This is a genomic window from Bacillus sp. M13(2017) (assembly GCF_002218325.1).
In the GTDB taxonomy this organism is placed as follows: domain Bacteria; phylum Bacillota; class Bacilli; order Bacillales; family Bacillaceae_G; genus Bacillus_A; species Bacillus_A thuringiensis_K.
In genome coordinates this window covers 225,687-241,310 of sequence record NZ_KZ268506.1, presented here as the reverse complement: position 1 = coordinate 241,310, position 15,624 = coordinate 225,687, and the positions used below count along the sequence as shown (strand labels likewise).

The following is a 15,624-nucleotide window of genomic DNA, read 5'->3' as shown; positions in this document are numbered from 1 at the left end:
AAGAACTTTCTGTTTATTGCGAGTTTCCCCATTTCTCTTCCAACATCACCATTATATTTTTTATATGCGCATGAATAACTTCTCTTTTTGCTTGATCACTAAATTGTTCTAACGCTAATGAAGGAAACCAAAATAAATCTCCCTGTAACTCTTGCATATCCTCTTTCCATGAAAAATCACTTGTAACATAAGCAATATGCTTAAAACCTTCACTTCGTAAATGATTTGTCCATTCTTGCAAACGACCTTTTTCATTCTTTTGACTTTCTACCAAATACGTAAACGCAGGCAGTAAAAGCACTCTTCCTTTATACTCTCTTTCCAATTCCGTGCTCAATAATTCGATAAATTCACCTTGTTCTACAATCATTTTCATTTCTTTTGCTGCTGAAATTGATAACAGCGGTATTACTCCTGTATCAACATACTCTCTTGCTTGCTCAAACTGTTCTACATCTTTTACAATCCACTTCAAATCCCTTCCCTCCTTCACTTACAAATGACAGAACTTTCACTTTATATATATTAAACCACACTAAAAGAGGTAAAAAAAGAAAAACTACCCAATATAGGTAGTTTTTCTTAATAAAAGTCTGAAATTTGTAAAAATTAATTAATCCAAATAAATTCTATAAAGTCTTTAACTCTGCCGTTAATCTATGAAACGCTTCCTTATCTTGCTTATCTAACGCTTCATCAATTTGTTTCAAAAGGCGTTCTCTCCTAAACGAAAATACACTTTCTTCCAAAAATCTTTCTGCAAGTAAACGATCTTTTTCATTTACTTCAATATGCTTTGGTAGATATGGATTTTCTTCTAATACAGCTACATAATTCGCATTTTGAAACGATGATTTAAAGTTGAGTTGAATATAAATATCCTCATCTCGATTTAAACGAATATCATGAAACGATTTTTCAGCATCTGTTGTCATAACATTTTGTTTAAAAAAGTGAAACGGTGTGTCTTTCACACAATTCGCTGACATTACTAAGCCACGCGGACAATATTTTGCATGCTCTACGAAGTGGACTTTATGCATCAATTGGTCGTGACTCATTAAATAATTCAGAATCCATACACATTCACGCTGTTTCAGTTGGTAATTATTCAAAAACCATTTTACAAAATCCTTCTTCTCGTTTACAGAAACAGGGGTATTCATAGCAATTAAGTCCCTCCTCTGTCTTTCTCTTTTCTTTTTAGATTCAAGAAGCGGCATTCAGTTTCCTTCCAACTTATGAAAAATCCTCTAAATTATATAACAACTCTTCAATATGAATTTGTGTCGGGTCTAGTTGTAATAACTGGGTAAATACTTCTTTCGCCTCTTTTCGTTTTCCTTCTTCCAATAAGAAATAACCGTACTCTTCTAAGAAGTCTGGATGATTCTTAAAAGAAGTATATGCACTTTCATAGTGTTTTAATGCATCCGAATACATTTCTAATTGTTTTTTTGCATACGCAAGATCCCAAAGTAGTTGTGTATCTGGTTCTCCACTATCAATAGCACGCTCTACAATTGCAATTAACTCTTCGTACTTTTCTTGTTCTTTTAAGATATATGCATATTTTAATGTTGCACCTAAATGCCCTGGATCTAACTCAAGCGCTTTTTGAAGAACTTCCTCTGCTTCTACTATTTTTCCTAATTTCGCCGCAATGTTCGCTAACTCTACATAAAATGGAACTGAAAGCTCATCTACTTTAATTCCTTCATGAAGCGTTTCATAGCTTTCTTGAAGCATTCCTTCTTTTTCATAGCTTTTCGCTAAATACATGTACAGTGATGCGTACTCAGGGTCTAATTCTTTTAGTTCTTGCCAAGCACCAATTGCTCTCTGATATTCTTCACCTTGGTATAATGTAAAGGCATATCCAAATAATGAGTGAATATCTTTTTGTTCCTCTAGGCCTGCTTCATAATAAGAAATCGCTTCTTCCCAGTTTCCGATCGCGCTTAACGTTTCTGCGAGGCGAAGTGCAATCACAACACCACCCATTACTTTATGTTCCGCTAATAGCGATTCATAATAAGTAATTGCCTTTTGTTCTTCACCTTTACTACTATATAATTCTGCTAACCCAAACGTAATAACAGGTTCATCAGGCATCATTTCTTTCGCCTTTAATAGTTTTTGCTCTGCTACATCATCAAAACCTTGCATTTGGAATAAATCTGCAACAAGTAATAACGATTGAACATATAAATCGTCATTTTCTGGAATATCATGAAGCACTTCAATCGCTTCATCTTCTTTATCTAGATCAATATATAATTCTGCTAAAAATACAGTGAATTCACTTTCTTCTGGATACAGTAAACGTAAGTCTTCAGTAATTGCTAATGCCTCATCTGTAAATCCAAGCGTATGATAGTAACGAGCGATATCATACTTCTCTTCATCATTCGCAAGTTTTAATTGTTCTTTTAATAATTGTAATCCTTTTTCCGCTTCACCATTTTCAATATATGAAACAGCTTGTTCAAACTTTTGCATAAACGTCTCCTTTAATTCTAAAAAATATTCTCTTCTGTTCATTTACCCCGCTATTAACGGGCAGTAAGACCCCCACCTCAAAATTCAGCTAAGGCAAAGAAGTTAGTTTTGGGATCAACTGCCCGTAAAAGCCCGATTGGTTCAACTAATAATCAGCGGGGGATAAACATCCCCCCACTGATTAAAGTTTCACTTTATCATAAGCAACTCACTGTTAGAACGCAACCTTTAGAATGAGCATGCATCTTCTTATACTTCTTCTTACAGAGTAGGTAATTGTTCAAACGGTTCGAATATGACACCGATACCTTATCCTCATCTTCTATTGTACCGCTTTCTTTTATGACCGTGCAAATAACTTCTCTCACTAATTATCGAGCCATACAAACTATGGTTTACAGAACAACTTAATTAGCAGTCTTCAACCTTTATTTTTAATGCGATAAAAAAGGCTCCTATACTAGGAGCCTTCACAATCTCTTAAGAATATGTTTCTTCTTTCTGTACTTGCTCATTTACAAGCTCTTTCAGCAACTCTATAATTTCATCATTTTCTTCCTTCAAACCGACAGTAATACGAATACCATCATCGATACCAAATGCAGCACCAGAACGAACGATATATCCTTTTTTCATTAATCGTTCGAAAGCTTCATTACCCGGTATACCAAGTTTTAAGAAAATGAAATTTGTTTGAGATGGATAATAGAATACGTTATATTCTTTACAAAATGCATAATACTGATTTAAACCTTCAGCATTCTTTTGCACACAATCTTGTAAAAAGGCTTGATCTTTTAATGCAGCGAGTGCTACAGATTGGGCTACAGTTGATGTATTGAATGGTAACCTAGCTACTTCTAGCTGTCCGATTAACTTCGCATCCCCAATCGCATATCCGATACGAAAAGCAGCTAAACCATATGCTTTTGAAAACGTGCGTAAAACCATAAGATTTTCATACTTTTCAAGAAGTGGTAATGTTTGCGGATAGTCTTCTGCTTCCGCGTATTCATAATATGCTTCGTCCATAATAACGAGAGCCGACTTAGGAACTGATTCTAAAAATGAAAGTAATTTTTGTTTCTCAACATATGTACCTGTTGGATTATTCGGATTACAAATCCATACAATTTTCGTTTTCTCATCTACTTGCTCTAGCATTGCATCTAAATCGTGAATACCATCTTTAAGTGATACTTCACGAACTTCTGCTCCTTCAATAACAGCATGGTGATGATATTGTGAAAACGTAGGATTCGCCATTACAACGTTTGTTCCTTCATGTAGTAACGCTCGGCTAATCATTTGAATGACTTCATCTAATCCACTACCAAATAGTAGTTGTTCTGCTTTTACACCTAAATGTTCCGCTACTTTTGTCCGAAGTTCAAAGGCATATCCATCTGGATAAAGGGCATATTGGCTCGCTAAAGAAGTTAATGCTTCTGTCACACGTGCTGAACAACCGAATGGATTTTCGTTGGATGCTAATTTCACAATTTTTGATAAACCATATTCCCTTTTTACTTCTTCAATGTTTTTCCCAGGCACATACGCTCTCAAAGTTAACAATTGCTCTTTCACTCTCATTTTTCTTCCCCCAGTCATTTCATTCAATTTGATTACAATACGGTTATAGCCCCTTACTGTAATCTTTTGTCATAACCGTCACTATTACGAGAATACCTCTAAATGAGCACTTCACAGCACTTCGCTATCATTTTAAACCATATCTTTTTGAAATGCCTCTAACGCAATATGAACAGTCTCATCTGAAATAGATACGACATTCACTACCCCATATTCCTGCATAAGCACCATATGAATTGCTCCTGCATTTGCTTTCTTATCTTGTTTCATCAATTGAACGAGGCGCTCTACATTCAAATCTCTTGGCATTTTTGGATAGCCGTATTTCAAGAACCACTGCTTCATATCTTCATAAGCAAGATCAACCTTGTACACTTGCTCACTTAAAAATATGGCGAATAACATTCCAACCGCTACACCGTCACCGTGAGTAATATTTCCATACCCTAGCTCTTTTTCAAGAGCATGTCCTAACGTATGTCCAAAGTTCAAATGAGCACGTATACCCTTCTCTGTTTCATCTTGTGACACAACATTTGCCTTTACAGGAATCGCCTTCGTTAATATATGGATTAACTTCTCATCATGAAGATCCGCTAATGTTTGCACTTCTTCTTTTAACCAATGGTATAGCTCCACATCACCGATAAGAGCATGCTTTATCACCTCTGCATAACCTGAACGCCACTCTTTTTCAGGAAGAGACTGTAAAAACGGTGTATGATATACAACTGCTTCTGGCTGATGGAATGCACCAATCATATTTTTACCTAACGGATGGTTAATCGCTACTTTCCCACCCACTGCGCTATCGTGCGCTAATAAAGTTGTCGGAACCTGCACAAAGCGAATACCACGCATAAACGATGCAGCAACAAAACCAGCTAAATCTCCAATCATTCCGCCTCCAAGTGCAAGAATTAAAGAATTTCTATCTAATTTATTTTCAAGAGCTGACGTATGAGCCGCATAGAAATTTTCGAAAGACTTCTCTTTTTCGCCACTTGGTACAACAAACGAAAACACGTGCTGCTCTACTTGTAATGCATCGATAACTGTCTGTAAATGTAGTGATGCAACAGCTTCATCTGAAATGATCATTACGTTAGATACCGCTGGCTGCATATTTTGAACGATCATTGTTAAGTTTGACAACGCTTCTTTACCAACATGTACATCATATTCTTTTGATTTCGTTTGAATATGTATGTTTCCCATTAAAATCCCCTCGCATATTCATTATGTTTCTCAATATTTTCACGAATTAGTTCCATACGATCTAATCCGAATTGTTCTATTAAAGCTGTCGCTAATTCCCAAGCCACAACCGCTTCTGCAACGACACTAGCTGCTGGCACTGCACAACTATCTGAACGTTCAATACTCGCTGTAAAAGGCTCTTTCGTATCAATATCTACACTTTGAAGAGGTTTATAAAGTGTAGGTATCGGTTTCATCACACCGCGCACAACAATTGGCATTCCAGTCGTCATACCGCCTTCTAGTCCACCTGCATTATTTGTTCTTCGTGTATATCCATGCTCCTCATCCCACAGAATTTCATCATGAACTTCACTTCCTGGTCTATGCGCTGCTTCAAAACCAATTCCAATCTCGATACCTTTAAAAGCATTAATACTCATAATTGCAGCTGCTAATTTCGCATCCAGTTTTCGATCATAATGCACGTAGCTACCTACTCCAATTGGCATCCCTTCCACAATTACTTCAACGATTCCACCAATTGAATCACCATTTGCTTTCGCATCATCAATCGCTTTCATCATTTGGTTACCAGCTTCTTCATCTAAGCAACGTACAGAAGATGCTTCTGTAATACTCTTTAATTCTTCAATTGAACTATACGTAATCTCCTTAGCTTGTACACCGCCAATTTCAATTACATGGCCCGCCACTTTAATACCAAGTTCTGCTAACACCTTTTTAGCAACCGCACCAGCAGCAACACGTACCGTCGTTTCGCGCGCTGACGAGCGTTCCAGTACATTCCTCATATCTCTATGACCATATTTAATCGCACCATTTAAATCAGCATGCCCAGGCCTTGGTTTTGTCACTTTCCTTTTCATCTCTTTTTCTTCTTGCTCAGTTAAAGGCTCCGCCCCCATAATTTTTGTCCAGTGTGCAAAATCACGATTTTCAACAACAAGTGCAATAGGGGAACCTAATGTTTCTCCATGTCTAACACCACTTAAAATTTGCACTTGATCCGTTTCAATTTGCATGCGTCTACCGCGCCCATATCCCTTTTGCCTTCTAGCTAACTCTTCGTTTATATCATCTGCTACTAAAGACAATCCTGCCGGAACACCTTCTATAATCGTTGTAAGTTGTGGACCATGAGATTCACCAGCTGTAATATATCGCATACGTTATTCCTCTTTTCGTATATGTATTTATCTCACTATATTAACTTTTATCATTCTAAAAATATTAAAGAAATTATATCATAAATCGACCATTTTCTTATTCTATATTTCCGATAGGCCTAATTTAAATATCAACATATCATAACAGCTCAAACTTCGTAACTAACTGAAAATAAAAAAAGTGCAAGAAGAATACCCCTATTCTCCTTGCACTTTTTACTATTATCACAGTGATTAAAGCGTTTACAAATTATTTCAAAATAATTAGTAAATCCATTCATTCATTAATTTTGAGTAGTCAACTAATTCTTCTTCTTTAAAGAAAATAGCAATCTCGCGCTCTGCGCTTTCTAAAGAATCAGAACCATGGATAATGTTTTTCGCAACAGTTACACCGAAATCTCCACGAATTGTTCCAGGAGCTGCTTCATGTGGTCTTGTTTTCCCCATCATGTTACGCGCTGTATCTACTACACCTTCACCTTGCCATACCATTGCGAATACAGGTCCAGATGTAATAAACTCTACTAACTCACCAAAGAAAGGTTTTTCCTTATGCTCAGCGTAGTGTTGTCCAGCAATTTCCGGAGTGACTTGCATTAATTTTGCACCAACTAATTGAAAGCCTTTTTTCTCAAAACGAGCTACAATTTCCCCAATGAAGGCACGTTGTACACCGTCTGGTTTTACCATTAGAAATGTTTTTTCCATAAAAAATCTCTCCACTTCTGAATTATGTATGTAATTGTATATCCCCACACACATATTATCACCCTTATCACAATTGTGCAATAGTTTTGAAATAGAGAGATTATTTTATTTTTTAGAATAAACATTAAAATTTTCGTTTTCCAATATACTTTGCAACATTTTGTAATGCGTACTTTGCTTTTCCACGTGGAAGTGGTTTTATTATTTCTAAAGCTTTATGTAAATAACGTTCACTAAACGCAAATGCTTGATCAATTGCTGTACTATTTTTTACAGCATCAATAATTTCTTGCATTTCACTTGCTGTTGAATTTTCATGTACAGATGTGATTTTCTGACGAAGTACTGGATCTTCCATCGCATATAAAGCAGGAAGTGTAATATTCCCTTGTAGTAAATCTCCGCCAGCAGGTTTTCCAAGTTTCTCTTCTGTGGAAACGAAGTCTAAAATGTCATCAATAATTTGATAAGACATCCCTACAAAATACCCATACCAAAATAGACGATTTACCGTATCACGATTAGCACCAGCAGCAATCGCTCCCAATTGACAACTCGCGGCAATTAATAATGCTGTTTTTCGCTTTATTCTTCTTAAATACGTTCTTAAATTTTGGTCATAATTGTATTTATCTTTAATTTGTTCAATTTCACCTTTACAGACTTCTAAAATAGTATGTGATAACGCTTGATGCGCCTCTGGAATTTCGATATTTGTTATACATTCAAGAGACTTAGCGAACAGATAGTCCCCTGTATACATCGCAATACGATCTCCCCATTTCGCATTCACAGTCGCACTGCCGCGTCGTAAAAATGCAGCATCAATAACATCATCGTGAACAAGAGAAGCCATATGAATAAGTTCTAACGCAACAGCAACATGCTTAATCGCATCTAACTTATAATCTCCAAATTTCCCTGCAAGCAACACAAATACAGGACGAATTCGTTTCCCACCAGCTTCAATAAGCTGTAATGCTGCCTCTTCTACTAATGGCTGTTCAGAAGCGACTGTCTTTTTTAATTCTTTTTCTATCACATTAATATCCGATCGTAAAAAAGAGTACATAAGTTGTAACTTCATATTGTTCACCTTAACCTAAAACTTCTTTTTTCTATTTTGATTCTGGTTTAATACCTAAATGCATCGCTGCTACCCCAAAAGTAAATGGTTTCACTTGCACACGTTCAAGTCCAGCTTGCTCAAACATTTGAGCCAATTCTTTCATTCCTGGGAACGTACTAGCAGATTCTTGAAGCCATGAATATTCTTTATAACTTTTCGCAAACATCTTTCCAAATAACGGCATGATATATTTAAAGTATAAAATATACCCTTGTCGAAAACCAATCATTGTTGGTTGAGATGTTTCTAAACAGATTACTTTTCCACCTGGTTTTACTACACGCGTCATTTCTTTTAATACGTGCATATAATCCGGCACGTTACGTAAACCAAACCCAATCGTCACATAATCAAACGTATTATCTTCAAACGGAAGTTCCATTGCATTCCCATGTAGAAGTTCTACTTGTTTTAATTGTAACGCCTCTACCTTTTGCTTACCGACAGATAACATATTTTCACTGAAGTCTAAGCCAACAACCTTTCCTTGTTCACCTACGGCTCCAGCTAGCGCAATTGTCCAATCCGCGGTTCCACAGCATACATCAAGCGCTTGACTGCCTGGTTGTACATCCATAATTCGCATCGTTTCTTTACGCCACGCTTTATGTCTTTGAAAACTAATTACAGAATTCATCACATCGTATTTATCAGAAATCTTTTCAAATACGTCATGTACTCTTTCTTCTTTTGATTGTTGCATGCTCGTACCTTCTTCCAATGTAAAATTGCTTATGTCTTCTATTTATTCCTTAACACAGAATTTATTTTATTTATATCTGTGTGATTTTCTAAAAATTGTTTTTCTTTCTTTCTCAAGTCCTTCATCCAACCATTAATCACTACTTCTGCTTTATCCCCTAAAGCATCTTGCATAGCTTGAAAAACAGGTGAATGTTGTTTATCAGCATACAATTGAATTTCTTTTTGAAGGCGATTTCCACCTAATACGTATGTGATAAATGGCTTCCAATGTGATAAATGAAAATGATCACATGTTTTTTGAAGGAGTGCAGACTCAATCGTTACTATGCTTTTCATTATGTCATTCATCGTTTCATGCGCTTTTTGGTATAACATAATTTTGTGTTCATTTATCTCTTTAATTCCTTCAGCAAGTGCACGAATTAAAACAATATCACGGTTCATAGACAATAAATAATAATATAGTCCACTATAGTAATCGCCTGCAAGTACTGTTAATTGACGACATTTATGCGATTCAATTTCTTCCTCGCCTACTTTATTTGATACCCTTTCATGTGTATCAAGCGCAATTTGTACAAGCATAATTGTTACTACGTAATGCTCAATTTGTTCTATATGTAAGTTTGCACTCTTTAAAGCACCATATAACAATGCTATCTTTTCTTCATCAATAAATGGTTCTTCAATATAGTTTATAAAATAAGGATGGCGTAATTTCTCCATCAATTTTTCTTTTATACCCGCATACCCTCCGTAGATGTCACACACAAAAAATCACCCTTGTTTTCTAATTCATAAAACTTATTATAACACATACACTCTATTTTCTATAACCAAAACTTGGCTACACCTACCATTCATGTAAGCAATCTTTCTAATCTCACTCTGTCTAGTTAAAACTATATCATTTATTTACTAAAAAAAAAAAGAAAAGCAGTTTCCCGCTTTTCTTTACTTCGTTTTAATAAACGATAAAATTTCACTGCGTGCTGCAGCATCATTTTCAAGCACACCACGTACTGCTGTCGTTACTGTTTTCGCACCTGGTTTTTTCACACCACGCATCGTCATACACATATGTTCTGCTTCTACTACTACCATTACACCATGAGGCTCTAGTACTTCCATAATAGAGTTCGCTACTGTTGATGTAATACGTTCTTGCAGTTGTGGACGACGTGCAATTGTATCTACAGTACGAGCTAATTTACTTAACCCTGTCACCTTTCCACCTTGCGGAATATATGCAACGTGAGCAACTCCATAGAATGGAACTAAATGATGCTCACACATCGAATAAAATGGTATATCTTTTACTAGTACAAGCTCTTCGTGATCTTCTCCGAATACTTTATGCAAATGCTCTTTCGGATCTTCATGCATACCTGAGAACACTTCTGCGTACATTTTTGCAACACGCTTTGGTGTATCAAGTACTCCCTCACGATTTGGGTCATCCCCAATCGCCTCTAAAATAAGGCGTACTGCATGTTCAATTTGTTCTAAATTAACTTTTGCCATCCGCTAGCCCTCCCGAAAACCTAAAAGTGATACGAACACATTCTAGCATATTTATGTTTTTAAAAGCAAAAAGAAGAGTTCCCAAAAAGGAAACTCTTCTTCCCTGTTAATATGTAAGGATTATTTAACCGCATCTTTTAACGCTTTACCAGGTTTGAATGCAGGTACTTTACTTGCAGCGATTTCAATCTCCTCACCTGTTTGTGGGTTACGACCTTTACGAGCCGCACGCTCACGAACTTCGAAGTTACCGAATCCGATCAGTTGTACTTTATCACCTTGTTTTAAAGCTTCTAAGATAGAATCAAAAACAGCGTCTACTGCTTTTGTTGCGTCCTTTTTAGAAAGGGAACTTGCTTCTGCAACAGCATTGATTAAATCTGTCTTGTTCATGCCATTCACCTCCTCCCAAAGATAAGACTGTATAATGATCATAAAATGAGTCTTACTTTCATTTGTAGGCAATTTTTGCAAATTCTATACTACAAAGATGTAGATAAATCATTATCAACGCCTATATTATACGATTCTCCTTTATAATTCAATATTTTTAAGGAAATTGTTACTCTGAAAATGTGAAAATCTGATGAAACTTGACAATTTACAACAATGTATTAGATAATGACTGTTTATTTTTCTATTTTACAATCAAAAAAAATAAAAAATCCCTCTACAATGAGAGGGATTTTTTATTATAGTATAATCGCAATTAATCCGCCAGATCCTTCATTAATAATTCTTTCTAGCGTTTCTTTTAATTTATATCTAGCATTTTCTGGCATTAAAGATAATTTTGCCTGAATTCCTTCTCGAACAATCGAGCTAAGTGAACGTCCAAATATATCAGAATTCCAAATTGATAACGGGTCATCTTCAAAATCTTGCATTAAATAACGAACTAATTCTTCACTTTGCTTTTCAGTACCTATAATCGGCTCAAACGTTGACTCTACATCTACTTTAATCATATGAATAGATGGCGCTACCGCTTTTAACTTCACACCAAACCTTGAACCGTGACGAATAATTTCTGGCTCATCTAAGCTCATATCCGCTAATGCAGGCGCTGCTACACCATATCCTGTTTGCTTAACCATACGCAGTGCATCCGCCACTTGATCGTACTCTATTTTCGCATGAGATAAATCGAGCATAAGCTTTAATAAATGATCTTTCCCTCGAATTTCTACTCCTACTACTTCTTTTAAAATCTGATCATATAATTCATCTGGCGCATATAAATCAATCTCCGCCACACCTTGCCCCATATCAATGCCAGCTAGGCTCGCTCGATCAATAAATTCATATTGACTAAACTGCCAAACAACGCGATCCACATCACGAAGACGTTTTATATCCTTCACAGTTTCTTGAACTGCTTCTTGATAACTTTGACGCAACCAATGCCCTTCATTTAGCACCATTACCCAGCTTGGAAGGTTCACATTCACTTCTAATACAGGGAATTCAAATAACGCTTCACGAAGTACATTATATACATCTGTTTCTCTTAAACTCTCCACACTCATTGCAATAACCGGGATATCATATTCTTCTGATAAACTTTGGCGTAATTGCTCTGTATCTGGATGATACGGCTGTACCGTATTAATTATCATAATGAAAGGTTTTCCTACTTCTTTCAACTCATTTACAACGCGTTCTTCTGCCTCTATATAATCTCTTCTTGGAATTTCACCAATTGTTCCATCTGTTGTAATTACAACACCAATTGTTGAATGTTCTTGAATTACTTTACGCGTGCCAATTTCTGCAGCTTCATGGAATGGAATAGGTTCTTCATACCAAGGGGTATTAATCATGCGCGGGCCATTCTCATCTTCATAGCCCTTCGCTCCAGGAACCGTATATCCAACACAATCTACTAATCGAATATTCACTTCAAGTCCTTCATCTACTTCGATAGAAACCGCTTGGTTTGGAACAAACTTCGGTTCCGTCGTCATAATTGTACGACCAGCAGCACTTTGAGGCAATTCATCCTGCGCTCTTTGACGGTCAGACTCATTCTCAATATTTGGAATAACTACAAGTTCCATAAATTTTTTAATGAATGTTGATTTCCCTGTTCGAACAGCTCCTACAACTCCAAAATAAATATCACCGCCTGTTCGTTCTGCAATATCTTTAAAAATATCTACCTTTTCCAAGTGATTCCCTCCCTCAAAATTTTTGGGAATAATTCCGCGTTTATAGTCAACTAATACCTTCTCTAACGTTGCCTATAATATCTGATATAATATAATGGTATTCTAGAAGTTCGGACAATATATCATATAATTTTGTCCAATTTCATATGACTATTAAAAAATATCTTTTGTTTGCATCGTAAGTTGTATAACATAAAAAACCTTTCTTCTAGAACTTATTCACTAAAAGAAAGGTTCATGACTTATCATTTTAAAAAAATTGGTTCTCCGTCCTTTACTGTGTACGGTAAAGAATAAGCTGGTACAAACGGGGAAGCTTTCAAAAGTATATTTCGAATATCTTCTCCCTCTGTAAACTGCCCTTCATTTTTTTTCAAAGCGTCATATAAGTCAATTCTATAATCAACAAAAACTTCTCCTTTTTCATTAATTACAAAAGGAAGTCCTTTACCAGAATATGGACTTGTCACTTGTGGTACATCTTTATATCCTAGTTTTTTGAAATCCAATTCATATACACCATCTGAAATTACTTTTTTAAAAGGTGGATATTGATGTTCATCACGATACATCCTAAGCTTTAAAGAGAGTTCCTGAATTTGTTCAGCCATCCTAACATCAATTAACTTTACTGTTGGATTTGTTTCAACGTCTATTAATACGTATTGATATACTCCTCCACTTTCATACGCATTCCCTGGCGCTTCTTGTATGTAACGCGGGGCAATCTGTTGAAAATCGATTGGATACTTTTGATAAATAGGTGTACTCATATCCCTCGTCTTAATTGGCAATATCCCATCATTTTGCTCCTTAAATGTCACAACAGCTTTTTGAACAACCTGTAGTTGATCTTCATAAGGAACCGCATTTTGCTTTATATTTTCTTTCGGATACAGACAACCCGTTAAAAGGCTCATACAACAAAATATTAAAATAATATAGACTTTTTTCACTAGCATCACCTTTTCATACTAATATAACTTGCTCCGTATATAGTATTTTCGAGACCATTCCATTTACTGCTGTACAGGTCCACTAAATACAACAAGAAAAATAACAATTCCTGACACAATCATAAGGGTGTAGGCTACTAACGCTGTAATCCCTTTCAAAAATTTATTCTTTATTTTATGTCTACTTAATAAAATAAAACTTACTGCAAAAAACATAAATCCAATTGCCCCTAAAGCCAACCACATTTTCATAAGCCCTTCTGACATATACACACCCCTTTTTATTAATCTATTTTTATACTATTTTAACAAATTAAAATCTTTAAACAAATACAAAAAGAACATTTTACTACAAATTGCGAATATGTAACTTTAATCAATAGGTTTTTTCAGCATTTCTCACCAATCTAGGCAAAAATAAAGCCGAAGCGATTGTATCTCTCGCTTCGGTTGACCAAATATGCCCAAAAACAGCTCTATTCCCATTCTTTCATGGCTATCATATGCAATCTACAAACTCTTTGTTTCTCATAATTTATTTTTTAAACATCTTGCTTAACGAGCCAAAATCTGTTGGCATATTATTATTAATAATCGCTTTTACAATTTGATCCTCTTGCTCTTTCGGCACTTCACGTCCCGCCATAAGAGCCACTTGATGAATTAATTGACGAAGTACAGTTTCATCACGTAAATTCGCATTTTGCACGGATGATGCTAATTTAAAAATATCCTCTTTATTTACTTTCGCTTCCTTCTCAATATTATTAAAAATGTTATTATCCATTCTTTTCACCCTCTCCTCAAGTTACTCTTCATCCTATGCAAAAATGAAAAAATGGTGAAAAGACCCAAAAAATAAAAAAAAGCGCCAGAAGTACAAATGTACTTCTGGCGCTTTTCTTTACAGTAAATCAGGTATAGCTTCCACTTCATGTTTTCGAACACGTCCCATCAATGAGCCTACCGCATCTTTTACGTTATTCCCATTGAACAGTACGTCATATAAAGCAGCTGTAATCGGCATTTCAACTTCCATTTTCTCTGCCAATTCATGAGCAGCTTTCGTTGTTCTTACACCTTCCACAACCATACCCATACTTTCTAACACTTCTTCTAAAGAGTGTCCTTTTCCAAGCATATTTCCAGCTCGCCAATTTCGGCTATGAACACTTGTACAAGTTACAATTAAGTCTCCCATACCAGTTAGACCAGCAAACGTTAACGGATTCCCGCCCATCTTTCTTCCTAAACGAGCAATCTCTGTTAAACCACGTGTCATCAATGCTGCTTTTGCATTATCACCTAATCCAAGACCATCAGTTATACCAGCAGCTAATGCGATAATATTTTTTAACGCACCACCAAGTTCAACTCCAACGATATCTGGATTTGTGTATACACGGAAATAACTATTCATAAATAAATCTTGTACTTCCTCAGCCGCTTCCATACGCTTTGCTGCAGACGTAACTGTTGTCGCTTGTCGTAAACCGACTTCTTCAGCATGACTCGGTCCAGACAGTACAACAACATCTTTAATTAAGTGCTCTGGAATTTCTTCCTCAATCACTTCCGAAATACGTTTTGACGTACCAGGTTCAATTCCTTTGCTCGCATGAATCCAAGTAATTGGTTCAGTAACAATTTCTTTCATCTCTTGTAATACATCTCTGTACGCTTTCGTTGGTACTACTAGCAGTACTGTATTTACATCTACTAATGCTTCTTCTAAAGAAGAGTAGGCTACGATTGTGCTTGGCAATGTAATGCCTGGGAGATATCGACTATTCTCATGTTTCGTATTAATTTCATCCATAAGTTCTGGGCGATTCCCCCAAATACGTACATCATGTCCATTGTCAGCTAATACCATCGCTAACGCTGTTCCCCAGCTACCTGCTCCTACTACTGTGATTTTTGTCATAAAATCACATCCTCTC

Annotated in this window: 17 protein-coding genes; all 17 read right to left on the bottom strand. The window is 36.0% G+C overall.

The features are described 5' to 3' along the window. Positions 1–13: 13 nt before the first annotated feature. The 17 genes from CGQ22_RS18010 to CGQ22_RS17925 all read right to left on the bottom strand — a co-directional run bounded on the left by CGQ22_RS18010 (position 14) and on the right by CGQ22_RS17925 (position 15,608). Complete coding sequence (locus tag CGQ22_RS18010) at positions 14–475, bottom strand: YpiF family protein (protein WP_000871305.1); 462 nt, start codon at positions 473–475, stop codon at positions 14–16. A gap of 154 nt (positions 476–629) precedes the next feature. Further along, on the bottom strand, positions 630–1,166 hold the full coding sequence (locus CGQ22_RS18005; protein WP_001095925.1) for a ReoY family proteolytic degradation factor: 537 nt from the start codon (positions 1,164–1,166) through the stop codon (positions 630–632). A 73-nt stretch (positions 1,167–1,239) separates the two neighbouring features. Then, positions 1,240–2,502, bottom strand: a complete 1,263-nt coding sequence (locus tag CGQ22_RS18000; RefSeq protein WP_089149049.1) for a tetratricopeptide repeat protein — start codon at positions 2,500–2,502, stop codon at positions 1,240–1,242. A 480-nt stretch (positions 2,503–2,982) separates the two neighbouring features. After that, positions 2,983–4,095 (bottom strand): histidinol-phosphate transaminase, encoded by a 1,113-nt coding sequence (gene hisC, locus CGQ22_RS17990; RefSeq protein WP_089149048.1) that lies wholly within the window; start codon positions 4,093–4,095, stop codon positions 2,983–2,985. A 132-nt stretch (positions 4,096–4,227) separates the two neighbouring features. Next, entirely contained in the window at positions 4,228–5,313 is a 1,086-nt protein-coding gene (gene aroB / locus CGQ22_RS17985; RefSeq protein ID WP_000526810.1) for a 3-dehydroquinate synthase, read from the bottom strand. After that, positions 5,313–6,485, bottom strand: a complete 1,173-nt coding sequence (aroC, locus tag CGQ22_RS17980) for a chorismate synthase (protein ID WP_089149047.1) — start codon at positions 6,483–6,485, stop codon at positions 5,313–5,315. Before aroC ends, aroB begins: the two co-directional genes overlap by 1 nt. A gap of 264 nt (positions 6,486–6,749) precedes the next feature. Further along, a complete protein-coding gene (gene ndk, locus CGQ22_RS17975; RefSeq protein WP_000415884.1) occupies positions 6,750–7,196 on the bottom strand; it encodes a nucleoside-diphosphate kinase in 447 nt (148 codons plus the stop codon). A gap of 124 nt (positions 7,197–7,320) precedes the next feature. Next, positions 7,321–8,283, bottom strand: a complete 963-nt coding sequence (gene hepT / locus CGQ22_RS17970; protein WP_000776077.1) for a heptaprenyl diphosphate synthase component II — start codon at positions 8,281–8,283, stop codon at positions 7,321–7,323. A 31-nt stretch (positions 8,284–8,314) separates the two neighbouring features. Then, positions 8,315–9,028 carry a 2-heptaprenyl-1,4-naphthoquinone methyltransferase gene (gene menG / locus CGQ22_RS17965; protein ID WP_001187674.1) on the bottom strand — a complete coding sequence of 238 codons (714 nt, stop codon included), beginning with the start codon at positions 9,026–9,028 and terminating at the stop codon, positions 8,315–8,317. 38 nt (positions 9,029–9,066) lie between these two features. Further along, a complete protein-coding gene (locus tag CGQ22_RS17960; protein WP_000332856.1) occupies positions 9,067–9,801 on the bottom strand; it encodes a heptaprenyl diphosphate synthase component 1 in 735 nt (244 codons plus the stop codon). 183 nt (positions 9,802–9,984) lie between these two features. Beyond that, positions 9,985–10,554, bottom strand: a complete 570-nt coding sequence (gene folE, locus CGQ22_RS17955; RefSeq protein ID WP_001151482.1) for a GTP cyclohydrolase I FolE — start codon at positions 10,552–10,554, stop codon at positions 9,985–9,987. A 120-nt stretch (positions 10,555–10,674) separates the two neighbouring features. Beyond that, positions 10,675–10,947, bottom strand: a complete 273-nt coding sequence (locus tag CGQ22_RS17950; protein ID WP_001043860.1) for an HU family DNA-binding protein — start codon at positions 10,945–10,947, stop codon at positions 10,675–10,677. Positions 10,948–11,246: 299 nt separating this feature from the next. Next, the gene (spoIVA, locus tag CGQ22_RS17945; protein ID WP_000416519.1) at positions 11,247–12,725 is read right to left on the bottom strand and encodes a stage IV sporulation protein A; all 1,479 of its coding nucleotides are present in this window, start codon (positions 12,723–12,725) and stop codon (positions 11,247–11,249) included. Between the two features lie 245 nt (positions 12,726–12,970). Further along, positions 12,971–13,681: a hypothetical protein gene (locus CGQ22_RS17940; protein WP_000758623.1), complete on the bottom strand. Its 711-nt coding sequence runs from the start codon at positions 13,679–13,681 to the stop codon at positions 12,971–12,973. 63 nt (positions 13,682–13,744) lie between these two features. Continuing rightward, on the bottom strand, positions 13,745–13,948 hold the full coding sequence (locus tag CGQ22_RS17935) for a DUF2768 domain-containing protein (protein ID WP_001289004.1): 204 nt from the start codon (positions 13,946–13,948) through the stop codon (positions 13,745–13,747). A 268-nt stretch (positions 13,949–14,216) separates the two neighbouring features. Further along, the gene (locus CGQ22_RS17930; protein ID WP_000369754.1) at positions 14,217–14,468 is read right to left on the bottom strand and encodes a stage VI sporulation protein F; all 252 of its coding nucleotides are present in this window, start codon (positions 14,466–14,468) and stop codon (positions 14,217–14,219) included. A gap of 117 nt (positions 14,469–14,585) precedes the next feature. Continuing rightward, a complete protein-coding gene (locus CGQ22_RS17925) occupies positions 14,586–15,608 on the bottom strand; it encodes an NAD(P)H-dependent glycerol-3-phosphate dehydrogenase (protein WP_000161763.1) in 1,023 nt (340 codons plus the stop codon). Positions 15,609–15,624 lie beyond the last annotated feature (16 nt).

What these genes read in the sequence shown, in the direction of transcription:
- CGQ22_RS18005 (WP_001095925.1), bottom strand. Translation starts at nt 1,166, where the DNA reads ATGAATACCCCTGTTTCTGTAAACGAGAAGAAGGATTTTGTAAAATGG.
- CGQ22_RS18000 (WP_089149049.1), bottom strand. Translation starts at nt 2,502, where the DNA reads ATGCAAAAGTTTGAACAAGCTGTTTCATATATTGAAAATGGTGAAGCG.
- hisC (WP_089149048.1), bottom strand. Translation starts at nt 4,095, where the DNA reads ATGAGAGTGAAAGAGCAATTGTTAACTTTGAGAGCGTATGTGCCTGGG.
- aroB (WP_000526810.1), bottom strand. Translation starts at nt 5,313, where the DNA reads ATGGGAAACATACATATTCAAACGAAATCAAAAGAATATGATGTACAT.
- aroC (WP_089149047.1), bottom strand. Translation starts at nt 6,485, where the DNA reads ATGCGATATATTACAGCTGGTGAATCTCATGGTCCACAACTTACAACG.
- ndk (WP_000415884.1), bottom strand. Translation starts at nt 7,196, where the DNA reads ATGGAAAAAACATTTCTAATGGTAAAACCAGACGGTGTACAACGTGCC.
- hepT (WP_000776077.1), bottom strand. Translation starts at nt 8,283, where the DNA reads ATGAAGTTACAACTTATGTACTCTTTTTTACGATCGGATATTAATGTG.
- menG (WP_001187674.1), bottom strand. Translation starts at nt 9,028, where the DNA reads ATGCAACAATCAAAAGAAGAAAGAGTACATGACGTATTTGAAAAGATT.
- folE (WP_001151482.1), bottom strand. Translation starts at nt 10,554, where the DNA reads ATGGCAAAAGTTAATTTAGAACAAATTGAACATGCAGTACGCCTTATT.
- CGQ22_RS17950 (WP_001043860.1), bottom strand. Translation starts at nt 10,947, where the DNA reads ATGAACAAGACAGATTTAATCAATGCTGTTGCAGAAGCAAGTTCCCTT.
- CGQ22_RS17935 (WP_001289004.1), bottom strand. Translation starts at nt 13,948, where the DNA reads ATGTCAGAAGGGCTTATGAAAATGTGGTTGGCTTTAGGGGCAATTGGA.
- CGQ22_RS17930 (WP_000369754.1), bottom strand. Translation starts at nt 14,468, where the DNA reads ATGGATAATAACATTTTTAATAATATTGAGAAGGAAGCGAAAGTAAAT.
- CGQ22_RS17925 (WP_000161763.1), bottom strand. Translation starts at nt 15,608, where the DNA reads ATGACAAAAATCACAGTAGTAGGAGCAGGTAGCTGGGGAACAGCGTTA.